The sequence below is a fragment of the Pseudocolwellia sp. G5-9 genome (assembly GCF_055808995.1).
In genome coordinates this window covers 3,318,329-3,337,581 of the sequence record NZ_CM147893.1, presented here as the reverse complement: position 1 = coordinate 3,337,581, position 19,253 = coordinate 3,318,329, and the positions used below count along the sequence as shown (strand labels likewise).

Sequence of the window (19,253 nt, the reverse complement as noted above, 5' to 3'; positions counted from 1 at the left end):
TTATTTCAACGGTTATGGTGTTGTAATGCCCAATATCGTTGATATTATCTTGAAAGGATAACAACTGATATGTAACAACTATGACAATAACTACTCTATTTAGCTCGCTGCTCATTTTTATTTTATGCTTTGCACCACAAGCTTTTGCCAAACAACTTTTTTCTGCTGCCGATGAAGTTTCGCAACAAGATATTTTACGTGGTTCTATTACACCAGAACGCGCGTGGTGGGATTTAACTCATTACCATCTTGATATTAACGTTGATCCTGCAAGTAAATCTATTTCAGGCACTAACACCATGAAGTATCGTGTATTAAGCCAACAAAAACCTCTGCAAATAGAACTTCAGCAACCTTTGATATTAGAAAAAGTCACACAAAATGGCCAAGCTTTAAAATTTACTCAACAAGGTTATTCGTATTTTATTAATACTCAGCCTAATGCCGAAATAGGTAAAGAATATGCAGTAGTGATGCATTTTTCAGGTATTCCAAAAGAAGCGGTAAAAGCACCTTGGGATGGAGGTATTACGTGGAATAAAGACGAAAACGATATCGATTTTATTGCTTCATCTTGCCAAGGTTTAGGTGCTAGTATTTGGTGGCCTAATAAAGACCATGCCTACGACGAACCTGATAACGGCGTATTAATAAGTGTTGAAGTGCCTGAGCATTTGTTTGATGTATCTAACGGTCGATTAATTAAAATTGAACATAACAAAACCGCTAAAACGAAAACTTATCACTGGAAAGTAACTAATCCAATAAATAATTATGGCGTAAATATTAACATTGGCGATTACGTTAATTTTAATGAAGTTTACCAAGGCGAAAACGGCAAACTTGATATGAATTATTATGTTTTACGCGATAATTTAACCAAGGCCAAAAAGCAATTTGCAGAAGCTAAACGCACCATTGAAGCACTCGAATATTGGTTTGGTCCTTATCCTTTTTATGAAGATAGCTACAAGCTAGTTGAAGCGCCCTATTTAGGTATGGAACATCAAAGTTCTGTGACTTATGGCAATGGCTATAAAAACGGTTATTTAGGTTCAGACCGTAGTCAAACAGGTGTTGGCTTACTGTTTGATTTTATTATTGTGCATGAAACAGGACACGAATGGTTTGCCAATAATATAACCAGTGTTGATATTGCCGACATGTGGATACATGAAAGCTTTACGAGCTACTCAGAAAACCTATTTGTTGAATATCATTTTGGCAAAGAAAAAGCCTTTGAATATGTTAGAGGCCAACGGTTGAATATTCAAAATACGAGCCCAATTATTGGCAAGTATAATGTTCATCAAGAAGGTTCAAGCGATATGTACGACAAAGGTGCCAATATGTTACATACCATAAGACAAATCGTGAATAACGATACCACTTGGCGTAATCTATTACGCGGTTTGAATAAAGAATTTTTCCATAAAACGGTGACTACTCAACAAGTAGAACATTATATTAATGAGCATACTGGCCTAGATTTTTCTAAAGTATTTAACCAATACTTAAGAGATGTACGAATTCCTACCTTTGAGTTTTTTGTTAAAGATAAAATATTAAAAATAAAATGGAGTAATACCGTTAAAGATTTTAATATGCCTGTTAAAATATTTATTAATAATAAAGAAAAATGGATCACGCCTACATCTGAGTGGGCTGAAATTGAATTAACAACAGCAGATCCATCAATTACCATAGACCCTAATTTTTATGTGAATACATTAAATATATTAGGTAATAAGCAGATTAAAGGTATTAATCATGACAGACCAATTTATTAAATCAAAAGCCGCCATAGCATGGGGCCCTAATCAACCTTTAAGTATTGAAGAAGTTGATGTAATGCTGCCACGAAAAGGCGAAGTATTAGTTAAAATTATTGCTTCGGGTGTTTGTCATACCGACGCATTTACCCTCTCGGGAGAAGATCCAGAAGGCATTTTTCCTGCTATTTTAGGTCATGAAGGCGGTGGTATTGTTGAACAAGTTGGTGAAGGCGTAACTAGCGTTGCGGTTGGCGATCACGTTATTCCACTTTACACACCTGAATGTCGTGAGTGTAAATTCTGTTTGTCGGGTAAAACTAATTTGTGTCAGCAAATACGTGAAACGCAAGGTAAAGGTTTAATGCCTGACGGCACTACACGCTTTTATAAAGACGGCCAACCTATTTATCATTACATGGGTTGTTCAACGTTTTCTGAGTACACCGTTTTACCTGAAATATCACTCGCTAAAGTAAATCCTAAAGCACCACTTGAAGAAGTGTGTTTATTAGGTTGTGGTGTTACTACAGGTATGGGCGCAGTAATGAATACCGCTAAAGTTGAAGAAGGCGATACGGTTGCTATTTTCGGTTTAGGTGGTATTGGCCTTTCAGCCGTTATTGGCGCAACCATGGCAAAAGCTTCACGCATTATTGTTATAGACATTAACGAAAGCAAATTTGAACTTGCTAAGAAATTAGGCGCAACGGATTGTATTAATCCGAAAGATCACGACAAACCGATCCAAGACGTTATCGTAGAATTAACCGATGGCGGCGTAGATTACTCGTTTGAATGTATTGGTAACGTTGACATTATGCGCTCAGCTCTTGAGTGTTGCCATAAAGGTTGGGGCGAGTCGGTTATTATTGGTGTAGCGGGGGCAGGTAAAGAAATTTCAACACGTCCTTTCCAATTAGTAACTGGTCGAGTATGGCGTGGTACAGCATTTGGTGGGGTTAAAGGCCGCACTGAGTTACCTGAATATGTAGAGCGTTACTTAGCGGGCGAATTTAAGTTAGACGACTTTATTACTCATACTATGTCTCTTGAAGGCATTAACGATGCTTTTGATTTAATGCATGAAGGTAAGAGTATTCGCAGCGTAATTCACTTTGATCATAAATAAAATGGCTGAAAATAATATTATGTTAACTGACTCTACTTTAACAAAAACGAGCGAAACTAAAATTTTTGAAGGTAAACAACAGCAGTTTACTCATCAATCAAGTAGCACAAACTGTGTTATGCAATTTGCTATTTACTTGCCACCCCAAGCCAGCGAAACTAATAAAGTTCCTGTTTTATACTGGCTTTCAGGCTTAACCTGTACTGATGAAAACTTTGTACAAAAAGCCGGAGCGCAGCGTATTGCCGCTGAATTAGGCATGGCGATTGTATGTCCGGACACTAGCCCGCGTGGTGAAGATGTCGCCAATGATGAAGGTTACGACTTAGGACAAGGTGCTGGTTTTTATGTAAATGCAACTCAAGCACCTTGGGCGGATCATTACCAAATGTATGATTACGTGGTAAACGAGTTACCTGGTTTAATTGAAGCTAATTTTCCTGTTTCACAACAACGATCCATTAGCGGACATTCAATGGGCGGCCATGGCGCATTAACTATTGCACTTAAAAACCCATCACGCTATTCGTCGGTATCTGCTTTTAGCCCTATTGTTAATCCTATTAACTGCCCTTGGGGTCAAAAAGCATTAACAGCATACTTAGGTGACAATGTAGAAGCTTGGCGAGAATACGACACATGTGAACTCATCAAAAAATCTGCACAACACTTACCCATGTTAGTTGAACAAGGCTTAGCTGATAATTTTTTAGTAGAACAGCTTAAACCTGAAAACTTATTAGCAGCAGCGAAAAGTGTTAACTACGACCTGACGCTAAATCAGCATGAGGGCTATGATCACAGCTACTTTTTTATCGCCAGCTTTATTGAAAACCATTTACGTTTTCATGCTAAACACATTATCTAATGAGTTTACTGAGAAACATGTGATAGAAATTATTCCCCCTAAACAATTTAAAACAGTTCCGTGGAAAAACGGCTTAGGTGAAACCACTGAACTGGCGATAAATGTAGGGGGAACATTAGATGATTTTGATTGGTGTTTAAGTATAGCCAGTGTGATTGAAGATGGCGTATTTTCAAACTTTGCTGGCTATACCCGTCACCTAATTTTAATTGACGGTAACGGTATTAACCTACAGCACAACGACAGTAAAATAGATAAGCTAAATAACCTACTCGATATGGCTACCTTTAACGGTGACGATAAAACTGTAGGTAATTTACATTCAGGCGACATTACCGATTTTAATGTTATTACCCGTACAGAAGGTTTTAATACCAACGTAATAGCTGAACATAAACTAGTTAATTATCCGCTAGAACAAGCCGATTTATGTTTTGTTTACAGCTTATATCGTGATGCTGAGTTGATCATTAGTGATACAAAAGAAGTAATTAAATTACCTGCGGATCACTTATTAAAAATACAGCCGGCCTGCCAAACTCAAAACAATATCTTCGCGAGCCTAACAGGCACACATTTAATTGTGGTTTATTTATACCAACAATAAAGTCACACTTACTTCATAAAATATCCTTTTTGCAAACCAATATACATGCAACATATTGAAAAAGTTATATGGTTTGTTTAATACTTACAATAATAAACATGACTTTAACCTGCCACAGATAAATGGTAACTTATTGATATTAAAGTATTGTCATATGTCTGACGTGTTAGTGACGTGGTGCAAAGCATCATTTATCAGTCAAACTACGAAACAGATAACAGCTAAGGAAGAAATAATGATAGTTAGAAAATTAAGGTTACAACAAGGCTGGTCTCAAGAGCAATTATCTGAATTTAGCGGGTTAAGTATTCGCACCATTCAGAGAATTGAACGAGGTCAAAATGCCAGTGTTGAATCTTTAAAGTCTTTAGCTGCTGTTTTTGAAGTAGAGATAACTGATTTAACACAGGAGAACGATATGAACAACGATACAGCTCAACCACAATCAGCAGCAGGCCATGCGTCAATTTCACACGAAGAAGAAAGCGCCATTAAACATGTAAAAGATATTAAAGACTTTTACTCCCATTTAGTTACCTATGTATGTGTAATCGTGGGATTGTTTTTAGTGAATATGTTTACAAACCCAAATCATATATGGTTTATATGGACCGCTATTTTCTGGGGTATTGGTATTGTTTCACACGGGCTTTCTGTATTTGAAGTATTCAATTTTTTCAGCCCTGAATGGGAAAAAAAACAAATAGAAAAGCGATTAGGTAGAAAGTTATAAATAATGTATAAAAATAGGGCCAATTGGCCCTATTAAAAAATAACATATTTAATTTATCTTAATTACTTTCTTCTTGATAAAGCAAATCCAACTAAACCAAGACCAAATAATATTAGTGATGCTGGCGCAGGGACAGATGTAAGTGTGTCGTTATATTGAATACTAGTTGTAATAAATGCTGTGCTTAGGTTTAGGTTAACACCGCTTGCAAAATCCACATTTACAACTATTAAAGAGTCATTCAACAATAAATTTAAATCTGCAGCAGATATGCTCTGAGACACTTTAAATAAATTATCATCACTACTAAAACTTGTAACCAAATTACTTGCTGTCGCTTGAATTCCAGAACCACTTAGAACAGATTCAACATCAAAATCAAAGGATTCACCAAGGGTAGCACCAATAGTAAAATCACCTCTAATTAAGAACTCCAATACACCACCACTTCCATCAGAAGGCGCTAAAGCAGAAAAATTAAAAACAAAATTTTCTCCAGCAACTGTTTGTGATTGAGTTTCAGACAAAGTTATTAGTCCTGCATTTGCTGTTCCGCAAATTATAAGCATAGCTATCAATGCTAAATATTTTTTCATGTTTATGTTCCAATTATTTGTTGTATTTATAAAATATAAAGCACAAATCAAGCCACACTGTAATGCATTGTATTCAATATACTTTTTTATTTATTATGAAATTTGTGTAAAAAAAATGGACAGTATAAACATTTTATTAAAAATAAATGTTGTTCGCATTTTCACGTTTCTATACCCTTTTATATTTCCTAGTTATTTACCGTTTCAGAGGTTCATTTGCAAAACAAGATAGTCAGTCACTGGTTTGATAAAGATTTTGTGAATTTAGATCCCCTTTTACAGAAGCTTCATGTATTTGGAGGAGAGTTATTAGGTGATGTTGATATAATCTATGGCACCGGCTTATCAGGTTTTATAGGTAAGCGATTAGCTAAAAAAATGGAACTTCCTGAACAAGGAGTACATAAACTACGTGTTGCTATTTCACACTCAAAGAAAGGTCTACACTGGAACAGAAGGTTTAATGATAATAACCTTGTAGCATCATTATTTACCCCTGTTAATAATATTACCAATGGCTATTGGTTAGAAAAAACAGGACCTATAACAATGAAACTAACAGTAGACATTATTAATGGTGGTTGGTATTGGCGTTGTTTACATATTTCATTATTTGGTATTCCAATACCACTATGGCTAATCCCCAAGTCTAAAGCATTTAAAACGATTGAAAATGGGAAATACAAATTCCATGTTGCATTTACTTACCCTCTTTTGGGGAACCTTGTTTCTTATAGTGGAATATTAGATGCGCAGTATAATGAACATAGGCATTCTATTTGATGTGACATATAAAGTTACCGATGCTGCATATACTTTCCATGGTATGCGATTTTATAGATGTTAATTTACTGTTATATAAATAAAAACCTGCATTATTGCAGGTTTTTTAATTGAGCTATTACGTATTTAATATTTAACTTAATCACTCCATCAAATATCGTAATCAATCACTTCATACCCCAATGCTTCAAGTTGCGGTTTTAATACGCTAGCATTACCTACTACCACCATCAGCATTTCTTTCAGGTTAAGGTGTTTTTTAGCTAAGGCGTTAATTTCTTCAGCTGTAATATTTTCTACAATTTCGGTACGTTTTTTTACGAAATCTGGCGTTAAATCATGCTCTAAAATTTGCGCTAAAAAGCCTAGTTTTGCATGAGGGGTTTCATACTTTAAGGCATCTTTTTGATTTATTGCTTTACGCATAAAAGCGAGCTCTTCTGCTGTAATACCGTTTTCAGCGTAATTTTTAATTTCTTTTACAAATTCAACAATCGACTTGTCGGTAACATCAGCTCTTACTTCAGCACTGGCTGTATAAGCACCGGCTAGTTTGTCTGCGCTGAAGTATGAACGAGCACCGTAGGTATAGCCTTTATCTTCACGTAAATTTAGGTTAATACGACTATTAAAAGCACCACCTAGAGGAAAGTTCATTAAGTACGATTTATAAAACTCACCCGTAATGTCTTGAGTAATTGAGCGCTTACCTATTCGAATAACGGATTGTGCCGCATCGTCTTTATTAACAAGGTAAATAACGCCCATTTTTGTATCAGATATAGGTAACGTCAAATCAAGCTCTTCGCCTTTACCTTGCCATGTTTTAAATACATCGAATACTTTAAGTATGTCTTTTTCAGGTAAGTCAGATACAACAATAGCTTGCCCGTCTTTAGGTTTTATTTGTTTGTTATAAAACGCTTTTACGTCAGCTAAAGTAATGTTTTTCAAGCTAGCTTCAGAACCACCACTTGGTGTGGCTGCTATATTGTCTGCATGTAACAGCTGTCGGTAAGCCGTTGCAGCTAAGTAACCCGCATCTTTTTTATTGTTTATAGCGCCTTGAATCGCATTATTTTGGTTACGTACAAAGTCGCTTTCTATAAAGGCTGGCTGCATCAGCTTTTCATTAACTAACGCCATTGTTTCAGTTAAATGCTTAGTTAATGCATTTACACTAATGGTTAAGTAATGATCCGTTGAGGAAATATTAACTGAACTGCCTAATTTCTCTAACTCGTTACTCATATCCTCGGCACTACGCGTGGTGGTTGATTCATTTAACATAGCGGCTAATAACGTTACTAAACCGGCTTTATCTTTAGACTCAAAGTAATGACCCGCAGGAATTTTAAGTAATAACGATGTGGTGGGCGTTTCTGTGCTTTGAGTACCTAATATTTTAATGCCGTTAGCTAATTCCCTTTGCCACATTTGCGGAACATCAACAGGTTTATTGGCTTTAGCTATAGGCATAAGGTTCCGGTCAAAGTTGTCTTTAACCTTACGTACTTTAATAGCGTCTGCCGAAGTGGTGGCTGTTCGATCAAAAGTTCTCTCTTTTGGTTTAAAGGTGTCTTGTGCTGCAACCATATCAAGCTTACCTTTAGGTACAACACTCATAATTACGCCATGCTTCCCTTTAAGATATTTTTTATACACACGCATAACATCAGCTTTAGTGACACCAGCATAGCGAGCAATATCTTGTTCAATATAGTTAGGATTACCTTTAAAGGTTTGATTGGCAGCTAATTGACTCACTTTTCCTTGCACACTTTGTAAGCCAAACACAAAGCTCGCTTCCATATTTGCTTTTGCTTTGATCAAATCATCGTCTTCTACGCCACGTGATTCAAATTCTACTAATGTGTCTCTCATTACTTTTTCTATATCCGCTAACGACTTACCTGAAGCTGGATGAGGCAAAGCATACAAATTAAAAGTACAGGCAAGCTCTGAACAAGGATGACTGACCGATGCTTGTACCGTGAGTTGATTTTTAACTAAGTTTTTATAGAACAATGACGTTTTACCGCCACCAAGTATGCTTGATAATAAGTCGAGTGGCGCTTCATCTTCGTCGCGTACTGAAACCGTTGGATACGACATATATATAAGTGGCAGATGAACATTATCTTCCATTGAAATGTAACGGTCTTCTTTTATTTCAAAAGTGGGTTTTTCTGGCATTTTTACTTCAGGCCCACGAGGAATACTACCAAAGTATTTTTTGACCAATGCTAATGTTTCGGTAGTATTGATATCGCCACCAATAGTTAAGGTTGCGTTATTAGGGCCATACCAACGTAAAAAGAAAGCTTTTAGGTCGTTTACGTTAACGCGATCTAAATCTTCCATATAACCAATAACAGGCCAAGAATACGGATGCCCTTCTGGATATAACGCTTGTGAAATACGTTCATTTACACGGCCATAAGGACGATTATCAACACGTTGACCACGTTCGTTTTTTACCGTTTCGCGTTGTACTTCAAATTTCTCTTGCGTAACTGCATCCACTAAAAAGCCCATGCGATCAGACTCTAGCCATAACATTTTTTCTAACTGATTGGCTGGAACCGTTTGAAAGTAGTTAGTACGGTCGTTATTAGTTGTACCATTCATGGTACCGCCCGCTTCAGTTACTAACTTAAAATGCTGTTCGTCTGCTACATGTTCAGAACCTTGAAACATCATGTGTTCAAAGAAATGAGCAAAACCTGATTTACCCGCCTCTTCTCTACCTGAACCTACGTGATAGGTCATGTCTACATGCACTAATGGGTCTGATTTATCAGTATGAAGAATTAATGTTAAACCGTTATCTAAAATATATTTCTCATATGGGATCACGGTTTCATGACCAGATTTTTTTACTTCTTCAACGAAGGTAATGCCTGCAACTTTGTGGCTGTCAGTTTTTGAATCTAAATAAGGTAATGTGCTTTCACAAGCGGCTAAGCAAGTAATAAGTAATGGCAGAGTCCATTTTTTCAACGTTAAAGCTCCTAAAGAGAACAATCAATGAGATTTGAATAGCAATAGCTTTATTAAAACCGAAAAGCACACTATTAACCAGTAGTAGACATTTTTATTTACAATTACTTGTTTAATAAAAATGCCCTCCTCTTAATAGCCTTGTGAGGCTCAATTTGCAATAACATCCTTCTTTATTTTCCAATACTTAGTTTTAAAACTTTTGCAATTTCTTTTCAAAACTATTATTGACAAAAACCAAAAGTGATATCATTATGATATCACTTTTGGTTTTAAGGAAGAGTTATGATTACTGAAAATGAAATTAAAGCACCTAGCGGGATCCCTATGATCTTTGTTTTACTACTATTACAAGTAACAGCATTGGTATTAACATTTTTTGCATTAAAAAATGCCGATGCTCTGCTTGTTTTGCTTGGCGTAATAGCTAACATTATTATAGGTATATGCTGGGCTGGATTTTTTATGGTTAACCCCAAAGAAGGTCGAGTTATGCAGTTCTTTGGCAAGTATGCTGGCACAGTACATGAGCCAGGGTTACGATGGGCTAACCCTTTTTATACAAAAATGCGAGTTTCTTTACGTGTTCGCAACTTTGAAAGTGGCCAATTAAAAGTCAACGATAAAAATGGTAACCCAATAGAAATAGCGGCCATTATTGTTTGGGAAGTAGTAGATACTGCTGAAGCTGTGTTTCAGGTAGATAACTACGAAGATTTTGTCTCCATTCAGAGTGAATCTGCATTACGAAATTTAGCAACAACGTATGCTTATGAGAATCATGAAGATGAAGATGATAAAGGTCTAACATTACGTAGTCACCCTGCAGAAATTTCAAATGCTTTACAAATAGAAGTACAAAATCGACTCGAAAAGGCAGGTGTAAAAGTTATAGAGTCACGTATTAGTCACTTAGCGTATTCACCAGAAATAGCTAACGCTATGCTACGTCGCCAACAAGCAATGGCAATTATTTCAGCTCGTAAAAAAGTGGTTGAAGGAGCTGTTGGTATGGTTGAAATGGCGCTACAAAAATTATCAGAGCGTAATATTGTTGAATTAGATACAGAACGTAAAGCCGCTATGGTAAGTAACCTACTTGTTGTATTATGTAGCGATGATGCAGCACAACCTGTAATTAACGCTGGTAGCTTGTACTAAGTATTTTGTTAACTCTTAATTTATAGCGCTTTTATTACTTTATAAATATTACTTAAGATTTAAAAGCGCTATCGAAATAAATAATACCAAAGGCATTAACGAATGGACCTATTTTATACGAAGAATAAATGGGGTATTGCGATTGGTATAAGACGTTAGTCGACGTAAGGTGAATGTGTTTTGGCAAAGAAAGCGTACCCGCTTAGAATAAATGAAGAAATTTTAGATGCTATGCAACGTTGGTCGGACGATGAACTACGTAGTTTAAATGCGCAAATTGAATATGTGTTACGAGATGCTCTACGTAAATCAGGTCGATCTAAACCCCCAACAATAACCCCTATTGTAGATCCTGTAAGCGATAAATAATCTAAATTAACCTCTCTGGATATCACTCAGTTTTTTACATTGCACTGCATTGAAAATTTTAAATAGCTATTAAAAACACGCTGTAACTGTATTGCTTTTTAATTTTAAATAAAAAGCAATGAAAGGCAGAAACATAAAAAGTAATTAACTCCCTCTTCAAAAACTAATAAAACACCATTTATGAAATTTTATTACATATTGTATATTTTTATTCTTTTTAACTTCTTAGACGATTTTATTTACTTTGAATCGCTAAATTATCCCTTTATTTTTCATTGATAACAAAATAAAAAATTACTCAGAAATCATTTTATTACTTATAGAAGCACTAGAGCTTAGGCTTATGAAAAAGGAACTAAATAAATTATAACGAATAAAAACAGAAGCCTAGTGAGAAATAAGAATAAAAAATAAAAGTTAATTCAGACTACTTCTTTATATAACTTTAATTTAGGCAAAAAAAAACCGACAACAGAGTCATCGGTATAGTAGCTATGAGGAAAGCTTAAAATTACAATTATTACAACAAGTGTTCACATCGGGAACAAAATGAATTATAGAGCAAGAGCTCTATATAAGTAAAGCTAAAAATGTAAATAAATTACATTTTTGTACTTTTACACCAAATCAATCCATTTATAGTCTTTAGCTAATGTGCTTCGTCCCAGTTATTACCAATACCCGCTTCGGCAATCAATGGAACACTTAAACTAACCGCGTCATTCATAAGCTGAACAAGCTTTTCAGTAGTTTCTTTTACAATATTTTGATGAATTTCAAAAATTAATTCATCGTGTACTTGCATGGTCATTTTTATACGGGGATCATTTTGCTCTTCAATCCAAGCATCAACATTTAGCATAGCCTTTTTAATAATGTCAGCCGCTGTACCTTGCATAGGTGCATTTATTGCTGCGCGTTCAGCACCTTTTCGTCTCATACCGTTTTTAGACTTAATATCCGGTAGGTATAAACGTCTGCCAAACAAGGTTTCTACGTAACCATTTTCAGTAGCATTTTGACGAGTATCTTCCATATAGTTTTGTACATTAGGGTATCGTTCAAAATAAGTGTCCATATACTCTTGTGCTTTATGGCGCGGAACATCAAGTTGTTTAGCTAAACCAAAAGCCGACATTCCATAAATTAAACCAAAGTTTACCGCTTTAGCACTGCGGCGTTGGTCAGTAGTTACTTCATCTAATGGTACTGAAAATATTTCAGCCGCCGTTGCTTTATGTACATCTAACCCTTTACTGAAAGCAGACACTAGGCCTGGATCATCAGATAAGTGCGCCATAATACGTAATTCTATTTGAGAATAATCGATTGCGACAATTTTATGATTTTCAGGCGCAATAAAGGCTTGACGAATTTTACGCCCTTCTTCACTTCTAATCGGGATGTTTTGTAAGTTTGGATCTGTTGAAGATAAACGACCTGTTGCGGTAACTGCCTGATGATATGAGGTATGTACACGCCCTGATTTTTCACCAACTAATAAAGGTAATTTGTCTGTATAAGTCGATTTAAGTTTACTTAATCCTCTGTTTTCTAGAATTATTTTAGGTAAAGGATAATCAAGCGCTAACTCTTGTAACACTTCTTCAGCGGTTGAAGGAGCACCTTTTGGCGTTTTCTTAATAACGGGAATTTTTAACTCTTCAAACAATATTTTTTGTAATTGCTTAGGTGAACTCAAGTTAAAGTTTTGCCCGGCTATATTGTGCGCTTCTATTTCTAATTCATTCAAACGCATACCTAGCGCATGGCTTTGCTCGTCAAGCAAATAGCTATCAATCAATACACCATGTTGTTCCATTCGTGCTAATACAGGTAATAACGGCATTTCAATGTCATTGAATACTTTAAGCTGATCGGCAGATTGACTTAACTTAGGATAAATAGCTTGATGTAACCTTAACGTAATATCGGCATCTTCAGCAGCATAATGGCTGGCTTTTTCAATATCAATTTGATTAAAGGTTAGCTGTTTAGCACCTTTACCGGCAATATCCTCAAAATGTACGGTTTTATAACCTAAGTACTTATCGGCCAATGCATCCATGTTATGACGTGTTGCTACGCTATTTAAGCAATACGATTCAATCATGGTATCGAATTTAATACCCTGCATTTGAATATTATAATGAGAAAGTACATTGGCGTCGTATTTTAAATTTTGCCCTATTTTAGCAAGGTGTTTATCTTCTAATAATGGTTTAAGTTGAGCTAATACCCAGTCTAATTCAAGTTGCTCTGGAGCACCTTCATAGTCATGCGCAAGTGGCACGTAAGCCGCTTTGCCTGCTTCAACACAGAATGATAAGCCCACTAATTTTGCTTTCATGTAATTAACACTGGTGGTTTCAGTGTCAAAGGCAAAATACTCTGCTGATTTGAGCTTGCTTAGCCAATCTTCAAAAGCAGCTTTAGTTAATACGGTATCGTATTCTGATTTAATATCTGATGCCGTTACAAGCTCTTCGGCTTCAACTGCATCTGTGGAAGCACCTGCATTACTTTTTGTGTCTCCTTTAGATAGATCGGCTAATAAACGACGTAGCTCATATTTAGTATAAAGCTCTGTTAGCTTTTCAACGTTACGCTCTTTAGGCGCTAACGTTGTAGCACTCACGTCTAATTCAACATCTAACTTTATTGTTGCTAATTCATAAGATAATGGCAGTTGTGTTAATGCATTACGTAGATTTTCACCAATTTTACCTTTAACACTGTCAGCATTTGCAATTACGTTGTCTAATGTTTCATGCTCAAGTAACCATTTAACGGCGGTTTTAGGGCCACATTTTTCAACACCGGGAATGTTATCTACCTTATCGCCCATTAAGGCTAAATAATCGATAATTTGATCAGGTCGAACACCAAACTTTTCTTTTACGCCTTCAACGTCTAACTCTACGTTAGTCATAGTGTTAATTAAGCGCACATGCTCGGTAACAAGCTGAGCCATGTCTTTATCACCGGTAGATATTACGGTTTCTATTCCGGCGTTGCTCGCTTGTTGGGCTAAAGTACCAATAACATCATCGGCCTCTACGCCTTCAATAACAAGTAGTGGTAATCCCATGGCTTCCACGATTTCATGTAGTGGCGCTATTTGGGTGCGTAAATCATCGGGCATTGGTGGACGATTTGCTTTGTATTCTGGGTATAAGTCGTTACGGAAGGTTTTTCCTTTTGCATCAAAAATAACGATGATATTTCCATTAGGGTAATCTTTTTTCAGGCTACCTAGCATGTTTAATACACCGGTTATTGCACCTGTTGCTTGCCCATCAGAAGTAGACAAGGCTTGTAAATAAGGAACATGATACGCACGAAATAAATAGGAAGAACCATCCACTAAAATAAGTGGAGATAGTGATGATGTTGGCATGATAATCTTTTACTGACAGACAATTTGAAACAAGAATGCCATATTCCGCTAATTCTCTCTACCTATATGAAGTAAATTACGTAAAAAGTCAGTTTTAATTGTGGATAACTTTGTTGAAAACATCGAGAGTTCGCATAAGGATCTGATGACCGATACGCTAAAATATAGTTAAACTCATGTTTTAATTAACAAAATCAATAAAGATTGGCTTTGATTAACTTATTATTTTTTTTATACGTTATGTGGATAAACTTATTATTAGGCTTTAAATGTGTTGTTCAATTTGTGAACTACCTAATTAATTGTGACAAAAGATTACCAGAATTATTGATGATTACCAGACAATTATTAAACTATTTTGAAAGAAATATGACATGCTTAAATAACAAAAAAACATAAGCGAGTAAACATAAGGCTTGTAGATATTTTATATTCGTTCAAATTAATTTAACAAAAAATTCACATAAAAAAATGAGACTTTGTAGTTTACGATGAAGTGCATTATTCAATCGATAAAATACAAAAATCTCATTTCAAGATTAGGACTTACTAACCTTTAGCAAGCACTATAAAAAGTTAACACCTTCTTTCAACATTGCAGCAGCAGTACCATAATTATTTTGTTCTAAATAACTCGTTACCGTATCTACTAATGGTAAAACTGTTTCTTTTGGAATACCTAATTTTTTAAATGCTGAATCTAAGTAACCCAAGCTTAAAGCTGCTTGACCTTCTTCACTGCCTTTACCTAAAGAAGAAGCTAAGCCACCCAATGAAGATTTAGCCGCTTCAGGAGCATTTTGAATATAGTTTTCTACACCCGGTATAGCTTCACTTATTGAAGAAAAGTTATCACCTAAATTATCTTTAGCGACTTTAAAAAGAGCACCTAATGCGCCTGATGTCATTTCTTTAGATAAACCTAATTTCTCAGATGCATAGCCTACAAGATCATTACTTGTTTGCGCAGCCTCTTCTTTAACCTCTTCAACTTTTGCTTTTGCGTCAGCTGCAGTCTGAACTTGTTCAGTTGATTGCTTTTCGCCCATACCTAAAGCTTCTTTAATGGTATCTAAAAAATCAAATGCGTTAGCCGAAAACGTTGTTACTAATAATGACGATACTAAAATTGTACGTAATTTCATGTTATTCCTTAATTGTATTTACTTTGAATTGTTAAAACAGAGAGCTTCCAGTGTATTACTGAAATAATTCACTCTATTAATATTGTGGTTCGTTACCTTGTTTCCATTTTATATTGCAACCGATAGAAGCTATTTGGTTTTCACTTAGTGTCTTGCCTGCTAATAAGCCATTTATTGCTGCTTTTAAATCTTCGCCTGTTGCTGGTGATTTACCTGAGTCATAATTACCTGAAGAAATTCGCGTTGGGCGTGTATTGTCAAATTGCCCTCTATACGCAAGCTTCTGTTGTTGATCGAACACAAAAATATCTGGTGTACATGCTGCATCAAATGCTTGAGCAACCGCTTGTGTTTCATCAAATAAATAAGGGAATGAATAACCTCGTAAAGCTTTTTCTTTCACCATATTATCAAAGCTGTCAGCTGGGTAGGTATCTGTATCGTTACTGTTTATTGCAATAAATTGAACGCCTTGTTCTTTATATTGCTCAGCTAACTCAGCTAATGTAGGTGCAATATGAATAACATAAGGACAGTGATTACAAATAAATAAAACAACCAATACTTTCGCGTTATCAAAGTCTGACAGCGATGTCATTGTGCCTTCAGTATTTTTTAATGCGAATGCTGGAGCTTTAGTACCTAACGCCATCATTGTTGATTCTGTCATTGCCATGTCGTTCCCCTAAAATAGGATTGATCAATTTCACTGGCGCTATTTTGAAGGATTTCAATCAATAATAATAGCAGCTAATGGTATTATTTTACTTTTTATTAACATTTAAGATTATACACATATCTTCAAAAGTGAGAGCGAATTAAGATATGTCGTGACAGCCAAATACTATGATCAAATTTGATCTAGTATTTCAAAGGTAGTTATTAATGAGTAGTAAGAGGCAAGTAAACAAAAAATACAAGAAGTGCGCTGCACAGTTCTGTATATTATCAATTTTAATCACTAGACACGATAATATTTTCACATCAATTAATGTACTAACAATATGACTATAAATAACACTCAAGTAAATACGACTATACAAAGTTCACAAAGCGATACGATTAAAAAACGTATTGCCTCTATCGATATATTACGTGGTTTTGTTATGTTATTGATGCTGGTAGATCATGTAAGAGAGCGCTTTTTTTATCATCAAAATGTTACCGATCCAATGACATTAAATGAAACCAGTACAGAGTTATTTTTTACTCGAATGACGGCTCATTTATGTGCGCCTGTTTTTGTATTTTTAACGGGACTTTCGGCTTGGCTATATGCCCATCCACATAATAACCCTACCCGTTCAGCAAGCTCATTTTTATTTAAACGCGGTTTATTTATTATTTTTATTGAATGCACACTGATCAATTTTTCATGGTTTGGTACATACAATATTTTGTATCTACAAGTAATGTGGGCAATAGGAGTGAGCATGATAGTGCTTTCTCTTGCGGTAAAAATGAATATAAAACTCATTGCTTTTATGGGGTTAGCGATTATATTTGGTCATAACGCATTAACTCCAATTAGCTTTGCGCCTGATGAATTTGGCTATACCCTTTGGACTATTTTACACGACCGTGGCTACCTTATTTCAGATGGTTTGGTTAAAGTAAAAGCGTCTTACCCCGTATTACCTTGGATTGGTGTTATTTGCTTAGGGTATTTCGCAGGCCCTTTATATTCACAAGCCATATCGTCAACCAAGCGCCAAAAAACATTATTCGTCGCAGGCTTTAGCGCTTTAATACTATTAATAATACTACGAGGGTTTAATTTATACGGCGAAACGCTTGATTGGACAACAGGTATAAATACAATTGAAACCATTAAGTCTTTTGTTAATTACAGTAAATACCCACCATCGTTAAACTATTTATTACTGACTCTAGGTATTGCATGGTTATTACTCGGTTGTTTAGAGAACGTAGATAATAAGTACAGTAAAGTTGTAGAATCGTTTGGTGCCGCACCTATGTTTTTTTACATAGTGCACCTGTATATATTATTGATAGGTTACCGCATTTTTTATACCTTGGTAGGGCCAAATAATGGTGATATTTTAGGTTTTAATTTTGTTTGGCAAATTTGGGCGGCAGCACTACTTTTAGCTGTATTACTTTATTTTCCGACGAAAGCCTTTTCTCTTTATAAAAAAAGAACAACTCAATGGTGGGTAAAATACTTGTAAAAACATCCCTTTTTACAAGTAAATTTAGCGATAAGCATAAACTGCTGATTCGTTTACAGTATAGGTGTAACCAAATTAATTGACCTATTCCTCTTAATATGGTCAATTAATTATCTGAGGTTAGATGCCCTTGTGGACATATCTCTTTGTGCTCTACTCTTCTTAACAAGAGCCAATTTATCCAACCAAAAAATAGCGTTAATAACCAAATAAAATAATCGATCATCATTAATTCATTTCTTTTAATACCAATATTTCTAATTAATGCACACCAATTAAAAAAGCCATTATTCTGCTTAAATTTAAACACTTTTTCATCTTGAATAGCCCATAAATAATTATATTTAAAGCAAAAATCATGAATGATCACAGGAACTAACAACAAACCTGTTGGTGAAAAAAACAGCCAAACAATCCAAGGGTATGAACTACCATCAAACACAAACCCTTTGGGAATAATAATAGTTCGGTTATTCGGTAACTTATAACGCCAATCTTCAATAACTTGCCATTGACGCTTGCGTATTAGTAGTTTAAATAGCTTTGTTAAAAAGCTCTGTTTTTGGGTTTTAATTGGGAAAGGCTGTAGCTTAGGCATTAACATAATGATGATTAACTTATATTTCTCTATTGTTAAATTCTATATTAGGTAAGGTGAAATATTAAAACGTTAAATTTTTACCCTACGCATTAAAAATTTTTATGGTGAGTAACATCAGTCACACTAAAATACAGAGTCACTAATAATTGTTTTTAGTTCCCACAGAAACCTGCATCTTGAATAATAACGGGTATATCCCCCCTCCCTCTATTCATCAAAATTTTTTATCTTCGAAACAAAAACATTTAGCTTTTCTTATTCTTATTTTCAACTCAATATCTAGCGAAATTCAATGGTGAATTTTTTAGAGGAAAAATTAATGAACGTTAGTGAATATGATGACGCAAGCTTAGATGAAGATATAAGCTTAGACGATGATTCGTATTTTAATTCAGGCATTTCAGGTTTTGAAATAGCCTATGGTTCTGGAAATAAGACCGCCATTAAGAAAAAAACAAAACATAAGCTTATTGTAAAAAAGAGGCTTGATATGCTTCGTGAAAAACGTTGGTTAGATCAAGAAACCAACACGTTAATTGACGAATGGGAACACTAATTTTAGGATAACAAAATGAAAAAATTACTTTTAATCACTCTATTAACAGCCGTTAGCACATTTACTTTTGCTGATGAAGACAACGAAAGTTCAGAGCAAGCTTCTGCTTCTTATATTCAATCTGTTCTCGCAATGTGTAAACAAGACGCGGCAGAAGATGAAGTAGCAAGCGAAGAGTTAAAAGCTTACTTACTTGAGTGTGTAAATGATGATTTAGTATCGAATGGTTATAACGAAGTAAAATCGTTACCTTCAGCAAAATAATCAATATTTGAGAAGTAAAATCTACTCGATAGTTTATTTAAATAACTCATTTTATTTTGTTCGTTTGAAAA

Annotated in this window: 17 protein-coding genes; 11 read left to right on the top strand and 6 right to left on the bottom strand. The window is 35.2% G+C overall.

Features of this window, described 5'->3' with window-relative positions:
- Positions 1-80: 80 nt before the first annotated feature.
- From AC0L5Q_RS14390 to AC0L5Q_RS14370, 5 genes are all read left to right on the top strand, one after another.
- Complete coding sequence (locus tag AC0L5Q_RS14390; protein WP_473610099.1) at positions 81-1,790, top strand: M1 family metallopeptidase; 1,710 nt, start codon at positions 81-83, stop codon at positions 1,788-1,790.
- Entirely contained in the window at positions 1,771-2,904 is a 1,134-nt protein-coding gene (locus AC0L5Q_RS14385) for an S-(hydroxymethyl)glutathione dehydrogenase/class III alcohol dehydrogenase (protein WP_473610094.1), read from the top strand. Before AC0L5Q_RS14390 ends, AC0L5Q_RS14385 begins: the two co-directional genes overlap by 20 nt.
- A gap of 19 nt (positions 2,905-2,923) precedes the next feature.
- Entirely contained in the window at positions 2,924-3,772 is an 849-nt protein-coding gene (gene fghA, locus AC0L5Q_RS14380; protein WP_473618313.1) for an S-formylglutathione hydrolase, read from the top strand.
- Positions 3,753-4,379 (top strand): HutD/Ves family protein, encoded by a 627-nt coding sequence (locus AC0L5Q_RS14375; RefSeq protein ID WP_473610092.1) that lies wholly within the window; start codon positions 3,753-3,755, stop codon positions 4,377-4,379. Before fghA ends, AC0L5Q_RS14375 begins: the two co-directional genes overlap by 20 nt.
- A 235-nt stretch (positions 4,380-4,614) precedes the next feature.
- Positions 4,615-5,112 (top strand): 2TM domain-containing protein, encoded by a 498-nt coding sequence (locus AC0L5Q_RS14370; protein ID WP_473610089.1) that lies wholly within the window; start codon positions 4,615-4,617, stop codon positions 5,110-5,112.
- Between the two features lie 62 nt (positions 5,113-5,174).
- Here AC0L5Q_RS14370 and AC0L5Q_RS14365 read toward each other — a convergent pair whose 3' ends face one another.
- Complete coding sequence (locus AC0L5Q_RS14365) at positions 5,175-5,708, bottom strand: PEP-CTERM sorting domain-containing protein (RefSeq protein ID WP_473610085.1); 534 nt, start codon at positions 5,706-5,708, stop codon at positions 5,175-5,177.
- 216 nt (positions 5,709-5,924) lie between these two features.
- Between AC0L5Q_RS14365 and AC0L5Q_RS14360 the strand changes: the two genes are divergently transcribed.
- Positions 5,925-6,491, top strand: coding sequence for a DUF4166 domain-containing protein (locus tag AC0L5Q_RS14360; RefSeq protein ID WP_473610082.1), 567 nt, complete (start codon positions 5,925-5,927; stop codon positions 6,489-6,491).
- Between the two features lie 150 nt (positions 6,492-6,641).
- Here AC0L5Q_RS14360 and AC0L5Q_RS14355 read toward each other — a convergent pair whose 3' ends face one another.
- Entirely contained in the window at positions 6,642-9,494 is a 2,853-nt protein-coding gene (locus AC0L5Q_RS14355) for a M16 family metallopeptidase (RefSeq protein ID WP_473610078.1), read from the bottom strand.
- A 285-nt stretch (positions 9,495-9,779) separates the two neighbouring features.
- Here AC0L5Q_RS14355 and AC0L5Q_RS14350 point away from each other — a divergent pair, with 285 nt between their 5' ends.
- Positions 9,780-10,655 (top strand): SPFH domain-containing protein, encoded by an 876-nt coding sequence (locus AC0L5Q_RS14350; RefSeq protein WP_473610075.1) that lies wholly within the window; start codon positions 9,780-9,782, stop codon positions 10,653-10,655.
- Between the two features lie 231 nt (positions 10,656-10,886).
- Entirely contained in the window at positions 10,887-11,024 is a 138-nt protein-coding gene (locus AC0L5Q_RS14345) for a type II toxin-antitoxin system antitoxin (protein ID WP_473618312.1), read from the top strand.
- Between the two features lie 649 nt (positions 11,025-11,673).
- On the opposite strand, the gene polA is transcribed toward AC0L5Q_RS14345, so the two are convergent.
- From polA to AC0L5Q_RS14330, 3 genes are all read right to left on the bottom strand, one after another.
- A complete protein-coding gene (gene polA / locus AC0L5Q_RS14340; RefSeq protein ID WP_473610071.1) occupies positions 11,674-14,424 on the bottom strand; it encodes a DNA polymerase I in 2,751 nt (916 codons plus the stop codon).
- A gap of 566 nt (positions 14,425-14,990) precedes the next feature.
- Entirely contained in the window at positions 14,991-15,569 is a 579-nt protein-coding gene (locus AC0L5Q_RS14335) for a DUF2780 domain-containing protein (RefSeq protein ID WP_473610067.1), read from the bottom strand.
- Positions 15,570-15,645: 76 nt separating this feature from the next.
- The gene (locus AC0L5Q_RS14330; RefSeq protein ID WP_473610063.1) at positions 15,646-16,239 is read right to left on the bottom strand and encodes a thioredoxin family protein; all 594 of its coding nucleotides are present in this window, start codon (positions 16,237-16,239) and stop codon (positions 15,646-15,648) included.
- A gap of 334 nt (positions 16,240-16,573) precedes the next feature.
- Between AC0L5Q_RS14330 and AC0L5Q_RS14325 the strand changes: the two genes are divergently transcribed.
- A complete protein-coding gene (locus AC0L5Q_RS14325; protein ID WP_473610059.1) occupies positions 16,574-17,761 on the top strand; it encodes an acetyltransferase domain-containing protein in 1,188 nt (395 codons plus the stop codon).
- Between the two features lie 106 nt (positions 17,762-17,867).
- Here the strand turns inward: AC0L5Q_RS14325 and AC0L5Q_RS14320 are convergent, their stop codons facing one another.
- Positions 17,868-18,365, bottom strand: a complete 498-nt coding sequence (locus tag AC0L5Q_RS14320; RefSeq protein WP_473610056.1) for a DUF1353 domain-containing protein — start codon at positions 18,363-18,365, stop codon at positions 17,868-17,870.
- Between the two features lie 316 nt (positions 18,366-18,681).
- Between AC0L5Q_RS14320 and AC0L5Q_RS14315 the strand changes: the two genes are divergently transcribed.
- A complete protein-coding gene (locus AC0L5Q_RS14315) occupies positions 18,682-18,918 on the top strand; it encodes a hypothetical protein (RefSeq protein WP_473610052.1) in 237 nt (78 codons plus the stop codon).
- Positions 18,919-18,933: 15 nt separating this feature from the next.
- Positions 18,934-19,182 (top strand): hypothetical protein, encoded by a 249-nt coding sequence (locus AC0L5Q_RS14310; protein ID WP_473610048.1) that lies wholly within the window; start codon positions 18,934-18,936, stop codon positions 19,180-19,182.
- Positions 19,183-19,253 lie beyond the last annotated feature (71 nt).